Here is a 15,165-nt window from a genome sequence, read left to right as displayed (position 1 = left end):
CTCCCGCCCCACGCCGGAACGCAGCGCGGTAGTCCCGCGGCCGACAACCGGTCCGGCGCGCGAAGACGGCGCTGAAGGTGCTCGGGTCCGCGTACCCGAGCTCGGCGGCGATGCCTGCGACGGTCCTGTCCGTGTTCTCCAGGAGGAGCCGAGCGCGCCGGACCCGTGCCCACTGCAGGTACTCGAGCGGAGACTGCCCGGTCTCCTCGCCGAAGCGGCGGAGCATCGTCCGGGTGCTCACATGGAACTCCCGGGCGAGAGCGGACAGGTCGTAGCGGGTGCCGAGGCGCCTGTCGAGCCACCGCTTCACGCCGAGTGAGAACTCACGCCCCAGCTCAGGCAGCAGGTCCAGGTCGACATACGGGGCCTGGGAGGAGCGGGCGTCGTCGAGCAGCGCGATGCGGGCGATGTTGCGGGCGACACAGGAGCCGTCCTGTTCGCGGATCAGCTGGAGAGCGAAGTCGTACATGGCGCTGAAGCCCGCGGTCGTCGTCACACCGCGATCAGTGACCACCAGTTGATCCGGACGCACCTTCACCTTCCCGCAGCGACTGGCTAGTTGGTCCGCGAAGAGCCAGGACGTCGTGGCTTCCCGTCCGTCGAGCAGACCGCCCTCGGCGACCAGAAAGGCTCCTACGCAGATCGATACGACCGCCACGCCGGTGGCAGCCTGGGCCCGGATGGCCGCCACCTCGGGCTTCAGTCCGGCGAGCGTCGCATCGAGATCGGTGTCGGGCGAGAGCTCGAAGCCCGGCACGATCAGCACATCCACGGGCCGCATCACCGACACGTCGATGGCTGAACCGCCGGACGCTCGTACCCTGCGCCGGGGCGAGACGACGGACACCTCGTAGGAGGGCCGGGACGCCCCTTGGGCTGCGGCGACGCGGCCGGCCATGGTCAGCAGGTCGGGAACGCCGTACACCTCGGACGCGAAACAGCCGGGATATGCCAGTACCCCGATGCGCAGCGCGTCCACGGCCCCTCCGACACACGAACGAATGGCGACATCACCCTGCTGGACGGCGATATCGCCGCTTCGCGCCGGGACAGTCTCCCGACAGACTCCCGTCATGACAACCGAGCGACCGCAACGCCACTCCCCCGAGGACGACCCGCTGGACGACTTCTCCCGAAGGATCGTGACCATCGACGGCGTCGCCAAGACCGTCCACGTCATCGGGACGGGTCCGGCCGTCGTCCTGATGCCCGAGATGCCGGGCATCAGCCCGGACGTCGCACGGCTTGCGCGCTGGTTCGCCGCGGCCGGCTTCTGCGTCCACCTGCCCTCCCTCTTCGGCGTCGACGGTGCCTACCCGACCGCTGATGAAGGAGAAGCCGTGGTCCGCCGCGCCTGCGTCAGTGCCGAGTTCCGGGCCTTCGCGGGTGGCGGCACCAGCCCGGTCGTCAGCTGGCTCCGCGGGCTGGCGCGCGTCGCGCACGCGGACTGCGGCGGGCCGGGCGTCGGTGCGGTCGGGCTCTGCTTCACCGGCAACTTCGCGCTGACCATGGCGCTCGAACCGGCGGTCATCGCCCCGGTGGTCAACCACCCCTCGCTCCCCCTCGACGACCCCGCCGGGCTGGAGATCGGTGACGAGGACGCCGGCTTGCTGGCACGCCGCGTCGCCCGTGACGAACTGCGGGTACTCGCCTACCGCTTCGAGGGCGACAGATGGTGCACGGGACAGCGCTTTGCCGCCTACCGGGCGCTGCTCGGCGACGCATTCGACGGTCGCGTGCTGCCGGCCGGCGCAGCGAACCCGGAGCCGCCGCCGTTCTTCCGTGATGTCGTCGGATGCGCGCACAGCGTGGTGACCGCCCATCTCGTCGACGAGCAGGGCCACCCGACGCTCCGTGCCCGCGACGAGATCATCGCGTTCCTCGCCGAACGCCTCGGCCCCGACCGGACACCCGTCGGTGCCCCGTCCTCTCCGGGGGATGGGCCGTAGCCGGACGGGCATGCCCGGGTGCGCGGAGGTGGCCGGGGCCCGAGCGCTCCACCACCACGTAGCTGACGCCCCGTCAGTTCAGCGCTACCGTGAGCGCCATGGACACCCACGACAGCACGTTTCCGCTGATCATCTCCGTGGACGACCACACCGTGGAGCCCGCGAGCGTCTGGCAGGACCGGCTTCCGGGGAAGTACCGGGAGGTCGGGCCGCGGATCGTCCGGGCCCCCGTGAAGGAAATGACGTTCCTCGGCGGGCGTTTCAAGCCGGTCATGGGGCAGCCCGGGGACGACGGTCCCGTCGGGGACTGGTGGGTCTACGAGGATCTGCGGCGACCCCTGACCCGCCTCGACACCGCCGTCGGGTACGACAGGGACGAGATCCGCCTGGAGGTCATCACCTACGAGCAGATGCGTCCCGGTTCCTACGACGTCCCGGCCCGGCTCGCCGACATGGATGTCAACCACGTCCAGTCCGCCCTCTGTTTCCCGACGTTCCCGCGCTTCTGCGGCCAGACCTTCACCGAGGCGAAGGACCGCGACCTGGGCCTGCTCTGCGTCCGCGCCTACAACGACTGGATGGTGGAGGAGTGGTGCGGCCCGGACGCGCACGGGCGGCTCATACCCCTGCCCATCGTCCCCCTGTGGGACGCCGGGCTGGCGGCGGCGGAGGTCCGGCGCAACGCCGCCCGCGGGGTCCGCGCCGTCGCCTTCTCCGAGATTCCGCCGTTCCTCGGGCTGCCCTCCATCCACACCGACGGCTGGGACCCCTTCCTCGAAGCGTGCGACGAGACCGGCACCGTCGTCGCCATGCACATCGGCTCCAGCAGTCGGATGCCGTCCACCTCCGCGGACGCCCCGCCCGCCGTCGGCTCGACCATCACCTACGCCAACTGCTGCTTCTCCATGGTCGACTGGCTGATGAGCGGCAAGTTCGAGCAGTTCCCGAACCTCAGGGTGATGTACGCCGAGGGGCAGATCGGCTGGATCCCCTACATCCTGGAGCGGGCCGACGTGGTGTGGGAGGAGAACCGCGGCTGGGGCGGAGTCGCCGACAAGGTGCACCGGCCGCCGTCCGAGCTCTTCGCCGAGCACGTCCACGGCTGCTTCTTCGACGACGCCTTCGGGCTGCGCAACCTCGACTCCATCGGCGTCGGCAACGTCCTCTACGAGACCGACTACCCGCACTCCGACTCCACTTGGCCCAAGTCCCGCGAGGTCGGCGAGGCGCAGATGGGGCATCTGGAGGCGGAGGTGGTGGAGCGGATCGTGCGCGGCAACGCCATCGAACTGCTCGGGCTGACCGCCGAGGGCCTGTGGCCGGGCGGCGGCGGGGGTGCGCGGTGAGCCTGCGGTACGGGATGCAGCTTCCCGTCCAGTCGCAGAGCACCCTCTACGCCGAGGGGTGGGAGGCGGAGGCCGGACCGGAGGACCTGCTGACGATCGCCCGCGCCGCCGACCGGGCCGGCTTCGACTACCTCGCGAGCTGCGACCACGTCGGCATCCCCCGCCGGCTCGCCGCCGCGATGAGCACCGTCTGGTACGACCCCGTCGCCACCCTCGCCTTCCTCGCCGCCGCCACCCGACGCGTCCGGCTGCTCAGCCACGTCGCGATCGTCGGGCTGCGGCACCCCCTGCTCACCGCCAAGCAGTACGCCACCCTCGACCACCTCTCGAGCGGTCGCCTGATCCTCGGGGTCGGCGCCGGGCACGTGCGGGAGGAGTTCGACGCCCTGGGTGTGGACTTCCGCGGGCGCGGGGCCGTGCTGGACGAGTGCCTGGACGCCCTGCGCGCCGCCCTCGGGCCCGACGAGTTCCCCGAGCACCACGGCAAGCTGTACCGCTTCGAGGGGCTCGGGCAGCGGCCCCGGCCCGCGCAGGACCGGGTTCCCGTCTGGGTCGGTGGCAGTTCACCCGCCGCCGTACGCCGGGCCGCGCTCAAGGGCGACGGGTGGCTGCCCCAGGGGGACCCGAGGGACCGGCTGCCCGCGCAGATCTCGCGCATCCGGGAGCTGCGCGAACAGGCCGGTGCGCGGGGCCCGTTCACCGTGGGAGCCATCGCCGAGCCGCTGTACGTCGGGACGCCCCGGTGGGACGTGGGGCGCCGCACCCTCAGCGGCGGGCCGCAGCAGCTCGCCGAGTCGCTGCGGGCGTACCGGGCGATGGGCGTGCACCAGATCCAGGTGCGGTTCCGCAGTCGGAGCCGCGGCGAACTCACCGACCAGATCGCGGCGTTCGGCGCCGAGGTCGCCCCCGAGCTGTGAGGAGACCCCGTGGGCAAGCTCGACGGACGGGTCGTGATCATCACCGGCGCCGCACGCGGCCAGGGCGAACAGGAGGCCAGGCTGTTCGCGGCCGAGGGGGCCCGGGTCGTCCTCGCGGACGTGCTCGACGACCAGGGTGAGGCCCTCGCCAAGGAGATCGGCGCGCGGTACGTCCGTCTGGACGTGGGGCGGGAGGACGACTGGCAGGCAGCCGTCACCGCCACCAAGGACGCGTACGGCCACGTCGACGGGCTCGTCAACAACGCCGGCATCCTGCGCTTCAACTCCCTCCTCGACACGCCCCTCGACGAGTTCATGCAGGTCGTGCAGGTCAACCAGGTGGGCTGCTTCCTCGGCATGAAGACGGTCGCGCCGGAGATGGCCGACGGGGGCACGATCGTCAACACCGCCTCCTACACGGGCCTGACCGGAATGGCCGCGGTGGGTGCCTACGCGGCGTCCAAGCACGCGGTGGTCGGCCTGACCCGGGTCGCCGCCCTGGAACTGGCCGGGCGGGGGATACGCGTCAACGCCGTCTGCCCGGGGGCCATCGACACGGCGATGTCCAACCCGGCCCGGCTGGACCCGGACGCCGACCCGGAGGAGACGGCGAAGGGCCTCGACCGGCTGTACCGCAAGCTGGTGCCGCTGGGCAGGGCCGGACGCCCCGAGGAGGTGGCCGGGCTCGCACTGTTCCTGACCTCGGAGGACTCCTCGTACATCACGGGGCAGCCGTTCGTGATCGACGGCGGGTGGCTGGCCGGGGTGAGCATCATCTGACGCTCCATCAGGTATTGACGCTCCCGGAGGCCGGTGGAACAGTCGGACCCATAAATCTGACGTACCGTCAGAACTGACCCCTGAGGCGGTGAACCTCCTTGGAATTCGGCATCTTCGTTCAGGGATACGTCGGCAAACGGGCCGAGACCGACCCGCTCGCCGAGCACAAGGCGCTGATGGAGGAGACCGAGTACGTCATCCAGGCCGACAAGTCCGGCTTCAAGTACGCCTGGGCCTCCGAGCACCACTTCCTGGACGAGTACTCGCACCTGTCCGCCAACGACGTCTTCCTCGGGTACCTGGCGCACGCGACCGAGCGGATCCACCTCGGCTCCGGGATCTTCAACCCCCTCGCCCCGGTCAACCACCCGGTGAAGGTCGCCGAGAAGGTCGCCATGCTCGACCACCTCACCGGCAACCGCTTCGAGTTCGGCAGCGGGCGCGGCGCCGGGTCCCACGAGATCCTCGGGTTCATGCCGGGCGTCACCGACATGAACCACACCAAGGAGCTGTGGGAGGAGACCATCGCCGAGTTCCCCAGGATGTGGCTCCAGGACGAGTACCAGGGCTTCCAGGGCAAGCACTGGTCACTGCCGCCGAGGAAGGTCCTGCCGAAGCCGTACGGGCCGTCGCACCCGGCCATGTGGTACGCGGCCGGGTCGCCGCCGTCGTACGCCATGGCCGCGAAGAAGGGGCTCGGCGTGCTCGGCTTCAGCGTGCAGAAGGTCTCCGACATGGAGTGGGTGCTGGAGCAGTACAAGACGGCGATCGTGGACGCGGAGCCGGTCGGCGCGTTCGTCAACGACAACGTGATGGTGACGACCACGGCGATCTGTGCGCCGACCCATGCGGAGGCGGTGCGGATCGCCGCGAGCGGGGGACTGCACTACCTGCCCTCCCTGGTGTTCCGGTACCACGACACGTTCCCCCGGCCCGAGGGGTTTCCGGTCTGGCCGGAGACGCTGCCGGAGTACACCGAGGAACTGGTCGAGCTCCTCATCGAGGAGGAACTGCTGATCTGCGGGGACCCGGACGACGTGCTGCGGCAGTGCAAGCGGTGGGAGCAGGCCGGGGCGGACCAGCTGAGCTTCGGGCTGCCGGTGGGCGTGCCGAAGGAGGAGACGCTGCAGACGATCCGGCTGGTCGGGGAGCACGTGATTCCCAGGATCGACACGGATCCGGTGCACCGGACTTCGCGGTTCCGGGGGATCGGCTGAGCGTGCGTCGGCGGGAGCGGGTTCGCGGGGGCCGGCCGCGCGGTTCCCCGCGCCCCTCAGGGACATGCGGCCCGAGGAGTTGAATGGTCATGCTCGATCACGTCATCACAGGCGCGACAGTCGTCGACGGGACCGGTGCGCCCGGCTTCACCGCCGACGTCGGCATCAAGGACGGCCGGATCGCCGTCGTCGGGACGGTCACCGAGGAGGCACGGTCGGCCGAGGACGCCCACGGCCTCGTCCTCACCCCCGGCTTCGTCGACCCCCACACCCACTACGACGCCCAGCTCTTCTGGGACCCGTACGCCACGCCCTCGCTCAACCACGGCGTCACCACCGTCGCCGGCGGGAACTGCGGGTTCACCCTCGCGCCCCTGCACCCCGACCGCCCCGGGGACGCCGACTACACGCGGCGGATGATGTCCCGCGTCGAGGGCATGGCACTGGTGGCGCTGGAGGAGGGGGCGCCCTGGAGCTGGCACTCCTTCGGGGAGTACCTGGACGCCCTGGAGGGGCGGATCGCCGTCAACGCCGGGTTCATGGTGGGGCACTGTGCGCTGCGGCGGTACGTGATGGGCCCGGACGCGGTGGGCGGGCAGCCGAGTCAGGAGCAGCTCGCCGCGATGGTGCGGTTGCTGCGGGAGTCCATGGACGCCGGGGCCTGGGGGCTGTCCACCACCCAGTCGACCAGCCACTCCGACGGCGACGGGCAGCCCGTCGCCTCCCGGCACGCCCAGCCCGCCGAACTGCTGGCCCTCTCGCGGGCCGTCGGGGAGTGCGAGGGGACGCAGATCGAGGCGATCGTCGCGGGCTGCCTGGACCAGTTCAGCGACGCGGAGATCGACCTGTTCGTGGAGATGAGCGCGGTGGCGGGGCGGCCGCTGAACTGGAACGTGCTGACGATCGACGCGGCCGTTCCCGAGCGTGTGCCCCGGCAGCTGCTCGCGAGCGAACAGGCGAGGAAGGCCGGCGGCAGGGTCGTGGCCCTCACCATGCCGATCCTCACCCCCATGAACATGTCGCTGGGCACGTTCTGCGCGCTGAACCTCATCCCCGGGTGGGGGCCGGTCCTCGCGCTGCCCGTGCCCGAGCGGATCGAGAAGCTGCGGGACGCGGACGTACGGGCCGAACTGCTGCGGCGGGCCCGGTCCAGGGAGGCGGGCGTCTTCCGGCGGCTCGCGAGCTTCGGGCGGTACGTCATCGGCGACACCTACAGCGAGGCGAACGCCGGGCTCACCGGGCGCGTGGTGAAGGACATCGCCGAGGAGCGCGGGCAGGAGCCCTTCGCGTGCCTGGTGGAGATCTGCGCCAGTGACGGGCTGCGCACGGTGCTGTGGCCGATGCCGCCCGACAACGACCCGGCGTCCTGGGCGCTGCGGGCCCAGACCTGGCAGCACGAGGACGTGCTGCTCGGCGGGTCCGACGCGGGCGCCCATCTGGACCGGATGTGCGGAGCGCCCTACACCACCCGGTTCCTCGGGGACTGCCTGCGGGGCCGGAAGCTGCTCGGTCTGGAGCAGGCCGTGCGGATGCTGACCGACGACCCGGCCCGGCTCTTCGGGTTGCGCGAGCGGGGGAGGATCCAGGAGGGCTGGCACGCCGATCTGGTCCTGCTCGACCCGGAGCGGATCGACGCGGGCCCGGCCACCCTGGTGCACGACCTGCCGGGCGACAGCCCGCGCCTGGACTCCCGGGCACTGGGCGTGCGGGCCGTGTGGGTCAACGGGGTCGAGGCGATCCGGGACGACGTGGTGACCGGGGCCGTGCCGGGCCGGGTACTCCGCTCGGGGCGGGACACGGAGACGGTGAGCACGAGGTGACGGCACGGCAGCCGCTGTTCGTCGGCGGCTCCTGGACGGAGCCGGACGGCGGGCACTACGAGGTGATCGACCCGGCGAGCGAGGAGACCGTCGGCTGGGCACCGGAGGCCTCACGGGACCAGGTGTTCGCGGCCTGTGCCGCGGCCCGCGAGGCCTTCGGGCCGTGGTCGCGCACCCCACCGGAGGAGCGGGCCGCGGTCCTCGGCCGGGCCGCGGGGATCATCGCCGGACGGCTGAAGGAGTACGCGTCACTGGCCCGGGCGGAGACCGGGGCGACCCTCGGCATCGCACGGGCCCTGCAGGTCGGCGTCGCCGCCGCCCGCTTCCGGCGCTACGCCCGGGTGGAGCCCGCCGAGTGGGCGATCCCGCCCCAGATCAACGAGGCCGGGCCGATGGGGAAGGCGGGTGTGATGGGTGCCCTGGCCGTCCGGCAGCCCGTCGGGGTCGTCACCTGCGTCACCTCGTACAACAACCCCTGGGCCAACCCGGCCGGCAAGGTCGCGCCCGCCCTGGCCATGGGCAACACGGTGGTGGTGAAACCGGCCCCGCAGGACCCGCTGTCGGTCTACCGGATGGCTCGGGCGCTCAAGGACGCGGGCGTCCCGCCGGGCGTGGTGAACGTCGTGTCCGGCCGGTCGACCGGGATCGGCGAGGCGGCCGTGGCGTCACCGGACGTCGACATGGTCAGCTTCACCGGCTCCACGGCGGTCGGGCAGCGCATAGCCGAGGTGTGCGGGCGCGACATGAAACGGCAGTTGATGGAGCTGGGCGGGAAGGGCGCGGCGCTCGTCTTCGACGACGCCGACCTCGCCTCGGCCGTCGCCGGGATCGGCACCACCTTCTCCTTCTACAGCGGCCAGATCTGCACGGCACCGACACGGGTGCTGGCGCAGCGCGGCATCCACGACCGGCTGGTGGAACAACTGGCCGCCTACGCACGCCGGTTGAAAGTCGGCGACCCGCGCGAGCCGGACACCGTGGTCGGGCCGGTGATCTCGGCCGCACACCGGGACCGGGTGGAGTCGTACATCGAACTGGGCCGCAAGGAGGGCGCGGTGGTGGTGACGGGCGGCGAACGCCCCGACCCGCCCAGCGGCTTCTACGTCGCCCCCACCCTCCTGGCCGGCTGTGGCAACGACATGCGCGTGGTCCGCGAGGAGATCTTCGGGCCGGTGGTGACCGTCGTCCCCTTCGACGACGAGGAGGAGGGCATCGCGCTCGCCAACGACACCGACTACGGGCTCATCGACTACGTCTGGTCGGGCGACGTGGCCCGGGCCTTCCGGGTGGCGCGGCGGCTGCGGGCCGGCGGGGTGGGCGTGAACACCGTCGGCCGCAACATGGAGGCACCCTTCGGCGGCTTCAAGAGGAGCGGCGTCGGCCGGGACGTCGGCTCGTACGCGTTGCACGCCTACAGCGAGGTGCAGGCGATCGTCTGGCCGGGCTGACGCCCCTCGGGCGTCCTTTCACCATGCCCGTCCGGGTCGCGTGGTCCGATCGGACGCTCATGGTGAAAGCACCCCTCAGGCGTCCAGGTCCACCCGTACGGTCAGCAGGTTCGTCCCGAGCGCCCGCACCCCCAGGCTGTTGATCCGGGGCAGCAGCCGCAGCCGCGCCACGGGGTCGTCGTCCGGCACGAGATGGGCCGTGCCCGTGTGCCACCGCCCCCGGATCCGCACCCGCACCCGCGGATCGGCCTTGATGTTGCGCACGTACTGCGACCGTTCGCCGAACTCCGACACCAGCCAGAAGGAGCCGCCGACGCGGCGCCCGCCCACCGGTGTCCGGCGGGGCAGCCCCGAGACGCGGCCCGTCGTCTCCAGGACCGTCTGGAGGGGAATGCGGCGCAGGAGCGGGTTGAGGCGGCGCTGGAAGGCCGTGGTCGCCCGGAACCTCAGGTCGGTGCGGCGGGACATGGTCTGCGGGTCTCCTTCGCACGAAGCGCTCACGGTTTCTGCAAGGGATCCTGCTTCAATGATCCCCCACGCGGCAACGAGGAGAGCGGGTGGCTGCGGATGCGGATCGTGACCTGGAACCTGTGGTGGCGCTTCGGGCCGTGGCAGACGCGGCAGAAGGCGATCCTCACGGGCCTGCGGGAACTGCGGCCCGACGTCGTCGGACTGCAGGAGGTGTGGGCGGCCGGCGGCGAGAACCTCGCCGAGTGGCTCGCCGGTGAGCTGGGCCTGCACTGTGCCTACGGCGCCTCGCCCGCCCCGGAGCGCTGGCAGCGGCGGATCGGGGACCCGACGGTCGGCATAGGCAACGCCGTGCTCAGCAGATGGCCGGTCGTCGACCAGGACGTGCTGCCGCTGCCCGCCCCCGCCGACACGGACGACGGCCGCGTCGCCCTCTACGCCCGCCTGGCCGCCCCCGGCCACGAAGTGCCGTTCTTCACCGCCCACTTCACCTCCGCCCCGGCCGCTTCGGCGGTCCGCTGCGGCCAGGCAGCGGCGCTCGCCGGTTTCGTCGCCCGGCACCGCGGCGACACCCCCTTCCCGCCCGTCGTCACCGGCGATCTCAACGCCTGGCCCGACTCCGACGAGGTCCGCCTCCTCGGCGGCTACAAGACCGCCCCGGCCGTGCCCGGCCAAGTCCTCCTCGACGCCTGGGAGTACGCCGACCCGGCCGCCCCCTCCGTGACCTGGGACCCGGCCAACCCGTACGTGGCACGCACCCGGGGGCCCGGCGTGCGCATCGACTACATCCGCGTGGGCCCACCCGGCCCCGGCGGACTCGGCCACGTCCGGGCCGTACGGCGCGCGTGCGACGGCCCGGTCGACGGGGTGTGGCCCTCGGATCACGCGGCGGTCGTGGCCGACCTGGCGTAGGAGACCAGGGCGCGGAATGCGGCGTGGCTGGTGGTGAGGATGACGTGGGGCGGGTCGGGGCGGTCGGTTATGTGGACCGTGTCGGGGCTTACGGATATGTGGACGCAGGCCTCCCCTTCTTGGCAGTACGACGACTTCTGCCAGCGGTGCGTGGGCATATCGCTCCTTTACAGATTCTGGGCGATGGCGTGGATCAGGTCCCGGGTTTTCCCGGGGCTGAGCGCGGCGGCCTCGACGACGTCCAAGAGCCGTCGGTACCTCTCTACATGTGCTTCGGCGTCGAGCAGTACGGGACCGTGAAACTGGTCCAGTTGCACGGTGTTCAACTCCGGTACGGGACCGCAGAGGTAGTTGATGGACTGGCCTGACCCCGGGAACGCCCCGACGCCGAAGGGAAGTACCCGAAGGGTGATGTGGTCCCGCTCGCTCATGTCGATCAGATGCTTGAGCTGCTCACGGGCCACCCGTCGGCCACCGACCCGCATGTGGAGGGCGGCTTCGTGGATGACGGTGCTGTACGGATTCGGGTTCTCCCGGAACACCACGTCCTGGCGTTTGATGCGGTGCGAGACGCGGTGCTCCACCTCCGGCGGGGTGGGAGTCGGAATCGCCTGACTGAAGATCTCCCGGGCGTGCTCAGTGGTCTGGAGCATGCCGGGGATGTGTGAGGTGAAGGCGGCACGGATGGCCGTTGCGTGATGCTCCAGCTCGGCGAGGGTGATTAGCCCCGACGGAAGCACCTCGCGGTACGCGTCCCACCACCAGCCGCGTGTCTTTTCTCCAGCCATGTCCACCAGGGCGTCGATGCATTGCTGGTTCGTGCACGAGTAGACGTTGGCCATTGCCCGGACCCGGTCCGGGCTCACTCCGAACCTGGCCGATTCGACGTTGCTGATGCCCGAACTCGTCCCGACGGCGGAACTCCTGGCCGCCGAATTGCTGGCGAACTCGCACTGCCACACCAAGGGGCCGTACGCCCTCCGCGTCCGCTCGGCGGAGCCCGGCCGGCTCCGAGTGGCGGTATGGGACACAGACCCTCGTGTCCCGCCCGGCTTCTCGAACGGAGGGCCCCCGGCGCCCCCTCCGGATGCCGAGCACGGCCGCGGCCTGCCCCTGGTGCGGGCTTGCGCGGACGCGTGGGGCGCCTCGGTGCTGCGCGAGCTGGGCGCGTCGAAGGGCGGCAAGCTGCTGTGGGCCGAGTGCGGGGGCGGGGCGGCGGCGTGGTGACGGGGGCCGCGCGGGCCGTTGGCCCTGCAGCGCAATGCCCGTCCTGGGCAGGCGGCGCCATACTGGGAGGCGGAGCGATGCCCTTTCACCAGGAGCAGATCATGAGTGCACAGCCCGAGCACGGCTGGACAGCGATGCCGCTGCCGGAGATCCGGACCGTGGACGATTTGCGCAGTGCGCTCAGCCGCTACGGCTTCCCGGGCGACCGGGAGCGGTTCGAAGAGGAGCTTGCGGCCGCCATAGGAGCCTCCCCGACCAACGACCTCACGGGCGCCGCAGCCGTGGTCCGGGCCTACCGGCACCGGGTGCTGATCAGGAACTCGCCCGACATCATGGCGGCTCTGGAAGAGGCGCGAGCCCGGGGCGGCGGCGCGTGAACGAGTTTCCGGTGGAGGAGGCCGAGCCTGCGCGGAAGGCCTTCGGTGACCTGACGGAGGGGGAGCGGGAAGTCGTCCGGGAGGCGCTCGCCGCCATCGCCCGCGACCCGGCGGCGGGTCGCGAGATCCCCGGCTGGCGGCCACCGTCCGTGGAATACACGTACACCACACCCCTGGCCAGTGACTCGGCGGAGGCGATCACGGTCGTGTACACGCACACCCCGGGCATGGGAGTGACGGTCGTCTACTACTTCCGTGATCCACAGGTGGTGGACTGACTCCGCTGCGCACCCCGTACAGGGCCCCACACCCGATCTCACTGACGTCCGAGAAAGATCGGGTTCGTGAACGCCGCCAGCGCGCCCGGCACCGGCCCCGCCGCCGCCTCGTGGCGGAGCTCGGCCCGTACATACGCCGCGTACGACGGTGTCGTCCGCCACTCGACCACGCCCGAGCCGGAGACCGGCAGCGGGGCGGTGGTGTGGACGACGCCCTGGTCGGTGGCGAGGCGGACCGTGCAGCGTGGGGCGCCGGAGACCTCCAGGCGGACGGTGACCGGGGTGTCGCGGCCGACGCCGAGCCGCTCGCCGATGCCCGCGTGCTCGCCGCGTGCGCCGGATGCCCGCAGTGACAGCGCGACCCTCGCGGACTCGGCGACGTAGGAGCGTCCCGCCCGGATGCCCTCCTGGACGGCCTCCCGGGTCAGGGCGTCGGCGAGGACGACCGTCTGGGGACTGCCCACCGCGTCCGGTGAGCGGTGGGCGTCGCTGCCGCCCATGGCCGGGAGCCAGTCGCGGCCGTCCCGTACGGACGCCACGAGCATGCTGTCCCAGTCGGCCAGGGCGACCTCGTCGTCGGGCGTGTACGGGCCGTTCCACACCTCGATCGCGTCCGCCTCGCCGAAGCCGAACTTCCAGTTGCAGCCGATGCAGGTGGCGTGCGGGTGGGCCGGGACGACCAGGCCGCCGGCGCGGCGGATCTGCCGGGCGAACCGGCCGAAGCGGTTGTCGCGGGCCCGGTAGCGCCAGTCGACGAAGGTGCCCGGGTCGGTGCCGAGCGCCACCACGTGACCGTTCCTGGTCGTGACCTCCTCGCCCAGCATGACCAGCAGGTCGTCCCCGGCCACGTCGGCCCAGTGCGCGTGCGCCGCGTGCGTGTTGTGCTCGGAGGAGTTGATGAAGTCCAGGCCCGCCGCCCGCGCCAGTTCCCCGATCTCGGCGGGGGTGCGGCGGCCGTCGGAATGCCAGGAGTGCAGATGGCAGTCGCCCCGGTACCAGGCACGCCCCCGCCCCCTGGCCCGCTCCGGCGGATACACCGTCTCCACGGCCGCGCCCGGCTCCCCGTACGTCAGCGTGATCGTGATCTCGTACGACAGGCCCTGCGGGGCGACCGTGTACGGGCCGAGCGCGATGTGCCAGGTGCCCTCGCGCACCGGGCCGGGAAGATAGCCGGGCGTCGCGTCGTCCGCGCTGAGGAAGAACTCGGTGCGCGCCCCGCCCGACCAGCCGCGAAAGCCCCGGCCGCCGAGCTCGGTGCCGCGGTCGTCGAAGACGCCGATGTCGAGGGCGTTGCCCAGGGTGCCGGCCGGGACGGACGGCCGGTCGTAGGTGTAGGCGACCTTGAGCTCCCGGACACCGGCCGGGACCTCGACGGGCACGTACACGAAGTCGGGGGACCCGGGCGGCAGCGTGCCGCGCACGGTCCTGCTCTCCTGGTCCCCGTCGCCCGCTGAAGCGAAGCTCACGCTTCCCAAGGTAAGCGCGGCCGCCGCTCCCGGCATGAGAGCTCAAGGAAGCCGACCGGTCGGTATCGACAGTCGAGCCGCCCTCGGGTAGGGATGGTTCATGCGCATCGCCGTGACGATCTTCCTCACCGACGAGACGATCACTCCGACCCGGCTGGCCCGGGAGCTGGAGGACCGCGGATTCGCCGGGCTGTATCTGCCCGAGCACACCCACATCCCCGTGGAGCGGACCACGCCGTACCCGGCGGGCGGTGAGCTGCCGCCCGAGTACGGCCGTACGCTCGACCCGTTCGTGGCCCTCGGCCAGGCCGCCGCCGTCACCGGGCGGCTCGGGCTCGGCACGGGCATCACGCTCGTCGCCCAGCACGACCCGATCGGCCTGGCCAAGCAGGTCGCGACCCTCGACCACCTCTCCGGTGGCCGGTTCACGCTGGGGCTCGGCTTCGGTTGGAACGTCGAGGAGGCCGCCGACCACGGCGTGCGGTGGGACACCCGGCGTGAGCTGGTCCGGGACCGGATGGCGCTGATGCGGGCCCTGTGGTCGGAGGAACCCGTGGGCTACGAGGGGGAGTTCGGCGGCGTCCGGGCCAGTCACGCGTATCCGAAGCCGGTGCAGAAGCCGCGCGGTCCGGTCACCGGCCCGCGCACGCTCGTCGGCGGGGCCGCCGGGCCCAGGCTGTTCTCCCACATCAGCGAGTACGCCGACGGCTGGCTGCCGATCGGCGGCCGGGGCCTCGGCGAGGCGCTGCCGGTCCTGCGCGCCGCCTGGGCCGACGCCGGCCGCGACCCGCAGGCCCTCCAGGTCGTCCCGTACGCCGTCCACCCCACCCCGGGCAAGCTCGCCCACTACGCCGACCTCGGCATCGAGGAGGTCGTGGCGCAGTTGCCTCCGGAGGGGGAGGCGGAGGTGCTGAAGACGCTCGACGGCCTCGCCGCCCACCTCTGACAACTCCCCTGCCA

The 15,165-nt window shown here is 71.9% G+C and carries 17 protein-coding genes; 12 read left to right on the top strand and 5 right to left on the bottom strand.

Annotated features, from left to right (window positions below; all coding sequences use genetic code 11):
• The coding region (locus tag C1J00_RS11250) for a GlxA family transcriptional regulator (protein WP_245936303.1) at positions 1-979 on the bottom strand (979 nt) is incomplete at its 3' end.
• Positions 980-1,073: 94 nt separating this feature from the next.
• Between C1J00_RS11250 and C1J00_RS11245 the strand changes: the two genes are divergently transcribed.
• The 7 genes from C1J00_RS11245 to C1J00_RS11215 all read left to right on the top strand — a co-directional run bounded on the left by C1J00_RS11245 (position 1,074) and on the right by C1J00_RS11215 (position 9,477).
• Positions 1,074-1,949 (top strand): dienelactone hydrolase family protein, encoded by an 876-nt coding sequence (locus tag C1J00_RS11245; RefSeq protein WP_102908897.1) that lies wholly within the window; start codon positions 1,074-1,076, stop codon positions 1,947-1,949.
• A gap of 98 nt (positions 1,950-2,047) precedes the next feature.
• Positions 2,048-3,295 carry an amidohydrolase family protein gene (locus tag C1J00_RS11240; protein WP_102908896.1) on the top strand — a complete coding sequence of 416 codons (1,248 nt, stop codon included), beginning with the start codon at positions 2,048-2,050 and terminating at the stop codon, positions 3,293-3,295.
• A gap of 14 nt (positions 3,296-3,309) precedes the next feature.
• A complete protein-coding gene (locus C1J00_RS11235) occupies positions 3,310-4,212 on the top strand; it encodes a TIGR03619 family F420-dependent LLM class oxidoreductase (protein ID WP_102908902.1) in 903 nt (300 codons plus the stop codon).
• Between the two features lie 9 nt (positions 4,213-4,221).
• Positions 4,222-4,992, top strand: a complete 771-nt coding sequence (locus C1J00_RS11230; protein ID WP_102908895.1) for an SDR family NAD(P)-dependent oxidoreductase — start codon at positions 4,222-4,224, stop codon at positions 4,990-4,992.
• Between the two features lie 98 nt (positions 4,993-5,090).
• Complete coding sequence (locus C1J00_RS11225) at positions 5,091-6,209, top strand: LLM class flavin-dependent oxidoreductase (RefSeq protein ID WP_102908894.1); 1,119 nt, start codon at positions 5,091-5,093, stop codon at positions 6,207-6,209.
• Between the two features lie 89 nt (positions 6,210-6,298).
• Positions 6,299-8,029 (top strand): N-acyl-D-amino-acid deacylase family protein, encoded by a 1,731-nt coding sequence (locus C1J00_RS11220; protein ID WP_102908901.1) that lies wholly within the window; start codon positions 6,299-6,301, stop codon positions 8,027-8,029.
• Positions 8,026-9,477 carry an aldehyde dehydrogenase family protein gene (locus tag C1J00_RS11215; RefSeq protein ID WP_102908893.1) on the top strand — a complete coding sequence of 484 codons (1,452 nt, stop codon included), beginning with the start codon at positions 8,026-8,028 and terminating at the stop codon, positions 9,475-9,477. Before C1J00_RS11220 ends, C1J00_RS11215 begins: the two co-directional genes overlap by 4 nt.
• A 75-nt stretch (positions 9,478-9,552) precedes the next feature.
• Here C1J00_RS11215 and C1J00_RS11210 read toward each other — a convergent pair whose 3' ends face one another.
• Positions 9,553-9,945: a nitroreductase/quinone reductase family protein gene (locus C1J00_RS11210; RefSeq protein WP_102908892.1), complete on the bottom strand. Its 393-nt coding sequence runs from the start codon at positions 9,943-9,945 to the stop codon at positions 9,553-9,555.
• Between the two features lie 99 nt (positions 9,946-10,044).
• On the opposite strand from C1J00_RS11210, the gene C1J00_RS11205 reads away from it, so the two are divergent.
• Positions 10,045-10,857 carry an endonuclease/exonuclease/phosphatase family protein gene (locus C1J00_RS11205; protein ID WP_102908891.1) on the top strand — a complete coding sequence of 271 codons (813 nt, stop codon included), beginning with the start codon at positions 10,045-10,047 and terminating at the stop codon, positions 10,855-10,857.
• On the opposite strand, the gene C1J00_RS11200 is transcribed toward C1J00_RS11205, so the two are convergent.
• Both C1J00_RS11200 and C1J00_RS11195 read right to left on the bottom strand, forming a co-directional pair.
• Entirely contained in the window at positions 10,827-11,015 is a 189-nt protein-coding gene (locus C1J00_RS11200) for a DUF397 domain-containing protein (protein ID WP_102908890.1), read from the bottom strand. The two genes, C1J00_RS11205 and C1J00_RS11200, sit on opposite strands and share 31 nt — an antisense overlap.
• Before the next feature lie 9 nt (positions 11,016-11,024).
• A complete protein-coding gene (locus tag C1J00_RS11195; protein ID WP_342751702.1) occupies positions 11,025-11,699 on the bottom strand; it encodes a DUF5753 domain-containing protein in 675 nt (224 codons plus the stop codon).
• A gap of 52 nt (positions 11,700-11,751) precedes the next feature.
• Here C1J00_RS11195 and C1J00_RS46625 point away from each other — a divergent pair, with 52 nt between their 5' ends.
• The 3 genes from C1J00_RS46625 to C1J00_RS11180 all read left to right on the top strand — a co-directional run bounded on the left by C1J00_RS46625 (position 11,752) and on the right by C1J00_RS11180 (position 12,739).
• On the top strand, positions 11,752-12,084 hold the full coding sequence (locus C1J00_RS46625; protein ID WP_102908899.1) for an ATP-binding protein: 333 nt from the start codon (positions 11,752-11,754) through the stop codon (positions 12,082-12,084).
• A gap of 101 nt (positions 12,085-12,185) precedes the next feature.
• Complete coding sequence (locus tag C1J00_RS11185) at positions 12,186-12,461, top strand: hypothetical protein (RefSeq protein WP_146046175.1); 276 nt, start codon at positions 12,186-12,188, stop codon at positions 12,459-12,461.
• Complete coding sequence (locus tag C1J00_RS11180) at positions 12,458-12,739, top strand: hypothetical protein (protein WP_102908888.1); 282 nt, start codon at positions 12,458-12,460, stop codon at positions 12,737-12,739. Before C1J00_RS11185 ends, C1J00_RS11180 begins: the two co-directional genes overlap by 4 nt.
• Positions 12,740-12,777: 38 nt before the next feature.
• Here C1J00_RS11180 and C1J00_RS11175 read toward each other — a convergent pair whose 3' ends face one another.
• Entirely contained in the window at positions 12,778-14,241 is a 1,464-nt protein-coding gene (locus C1J00_RS11175; RefSeq protein WP_102908887.1) for a CehA/McbA family metallohydrolase, read from the bottom strand.
• Positions 14,242-14,305: 64 nt separating this feature from the next.
• On the opposite strand from C1J00_RS11175, the gene C1J00_RS11170 reads away from it, so the two are divergent.
• The gene (locus C1J00_RS11170) at positions 14,306-15,151 is read left to right on the top strand and encodes an LLM class F420-dependent oxidoreductase (protein ID WP_102908886.1); all 846 of its coding nucleotides are present in this window, start codon (positions 14,306-14,308) and stop codon (positions 15,149-15,151) included.
• The last annotated feature ends 14 nt before the right edge of the window (positions 15,152-15,165 follow it).

Source organism: Streptomyces cahuitamycinicus (assembly GCF_002891435.1).
Lineage (GTDB): Bacteria > Actinomycetota > Actinomycetes > Streptomycetales > Streptomycetaceae > Streptomyces > Streptomyces cahuitamycinicus.
Note: the sequence above shows the minus strand (reverse complement) of the source record. Positions and strands in the feature narration are given on the sequence as shown.

Excerpts from the sequence above, each read along its gene's own strand:
- C1J00_RS11245 (WP_102908897.1), top strand. The coding sequence starts at position 1,074 with ATGACAACCGAGCGACCGCAACGCCACTCCCCCGAGGACGACCCGCTG.
- C1J00_RS11240 (WP_102908896.1), top strand. The coding sequence starts at position 2,048 with ATGGACACCCACGACAGCACGTTTCCGCTGATCATCTCCGTGGACGAC.
- C1J00_RS11235 (WP_102908902.1), top strand. The coding sequence starts at position 3,310 with ATGCAGCTTCCCGTCCAGTCGCAGAGCACCCTCTACGCCGAGGGGTGG.
- C1J00_RS11220 (WP_102908901.1), top strand. The coding sequence starts at position 6,299 with ATGCTCGATCACGTCATCACAGGCGCGACAGTCGTCGACGGGACCGGT.
- C1J00_RS11210 (WP_102908892.1), bottom strand. The coding sequence starts at position 9,945 with ATGTCCCGCCGCACCGACCTGAGGTTCCGGGCGACCACGGCCTTCCAG.
- C1J00_RS11205 (WP_102908891.1), top strand. The coding sequence starts at position 10,045 with ATGCGGATCGTGACCTGGAACCTGTGGTGGCGCTTCGGGCCGTGGCAG.
- C1J00_RS11200 (WP_102908890.1), bottom strand. The coding sequence starts at position 11,015 with ATGCCCACGCACCGCTGGCAGAAGTCGTCGTACTGCCAAGAAGGGGAG.
- C1J00_RS11195 (WP_342751702.1), bottom strand. The coding sequence starts at position 11,699 with ATGGCCAACGTCTACTCGTGCACGAACCAGCAATGCATCGACGCCCTG.
- C1J00_RS46625 (WP_102908899.1), top strand. The coding sequence starts at position 11,752 with ATGCCCGAACTCGTCCCGACGGCGGAACTCCTGGCCGCCGAATTGCTG.
- C1J00_RS11185 (WP_146046175.1), top strand. The coding sequence starts at position 12,186 with ATGAGTGCACAGCCCGAGCACGGCTGGACAGCGATGCCGCTGCCGGAG.
- C1J00_RS11175 (WP_102908887.1), bottom strand. The coding sequence starts at position 14,241 with ATGCCGGGAGCGGCGGCCGCGCTTACCTTGGGAAGCGTGAGCTTCGCT.
- C1J00_RS11170 (WP_102908886.1), top strand. The coding sequence starts at position 14,306 with ATGCGCATCGCCGTGACGATCTTCCTCACCGACGAGACGATCACTCCG.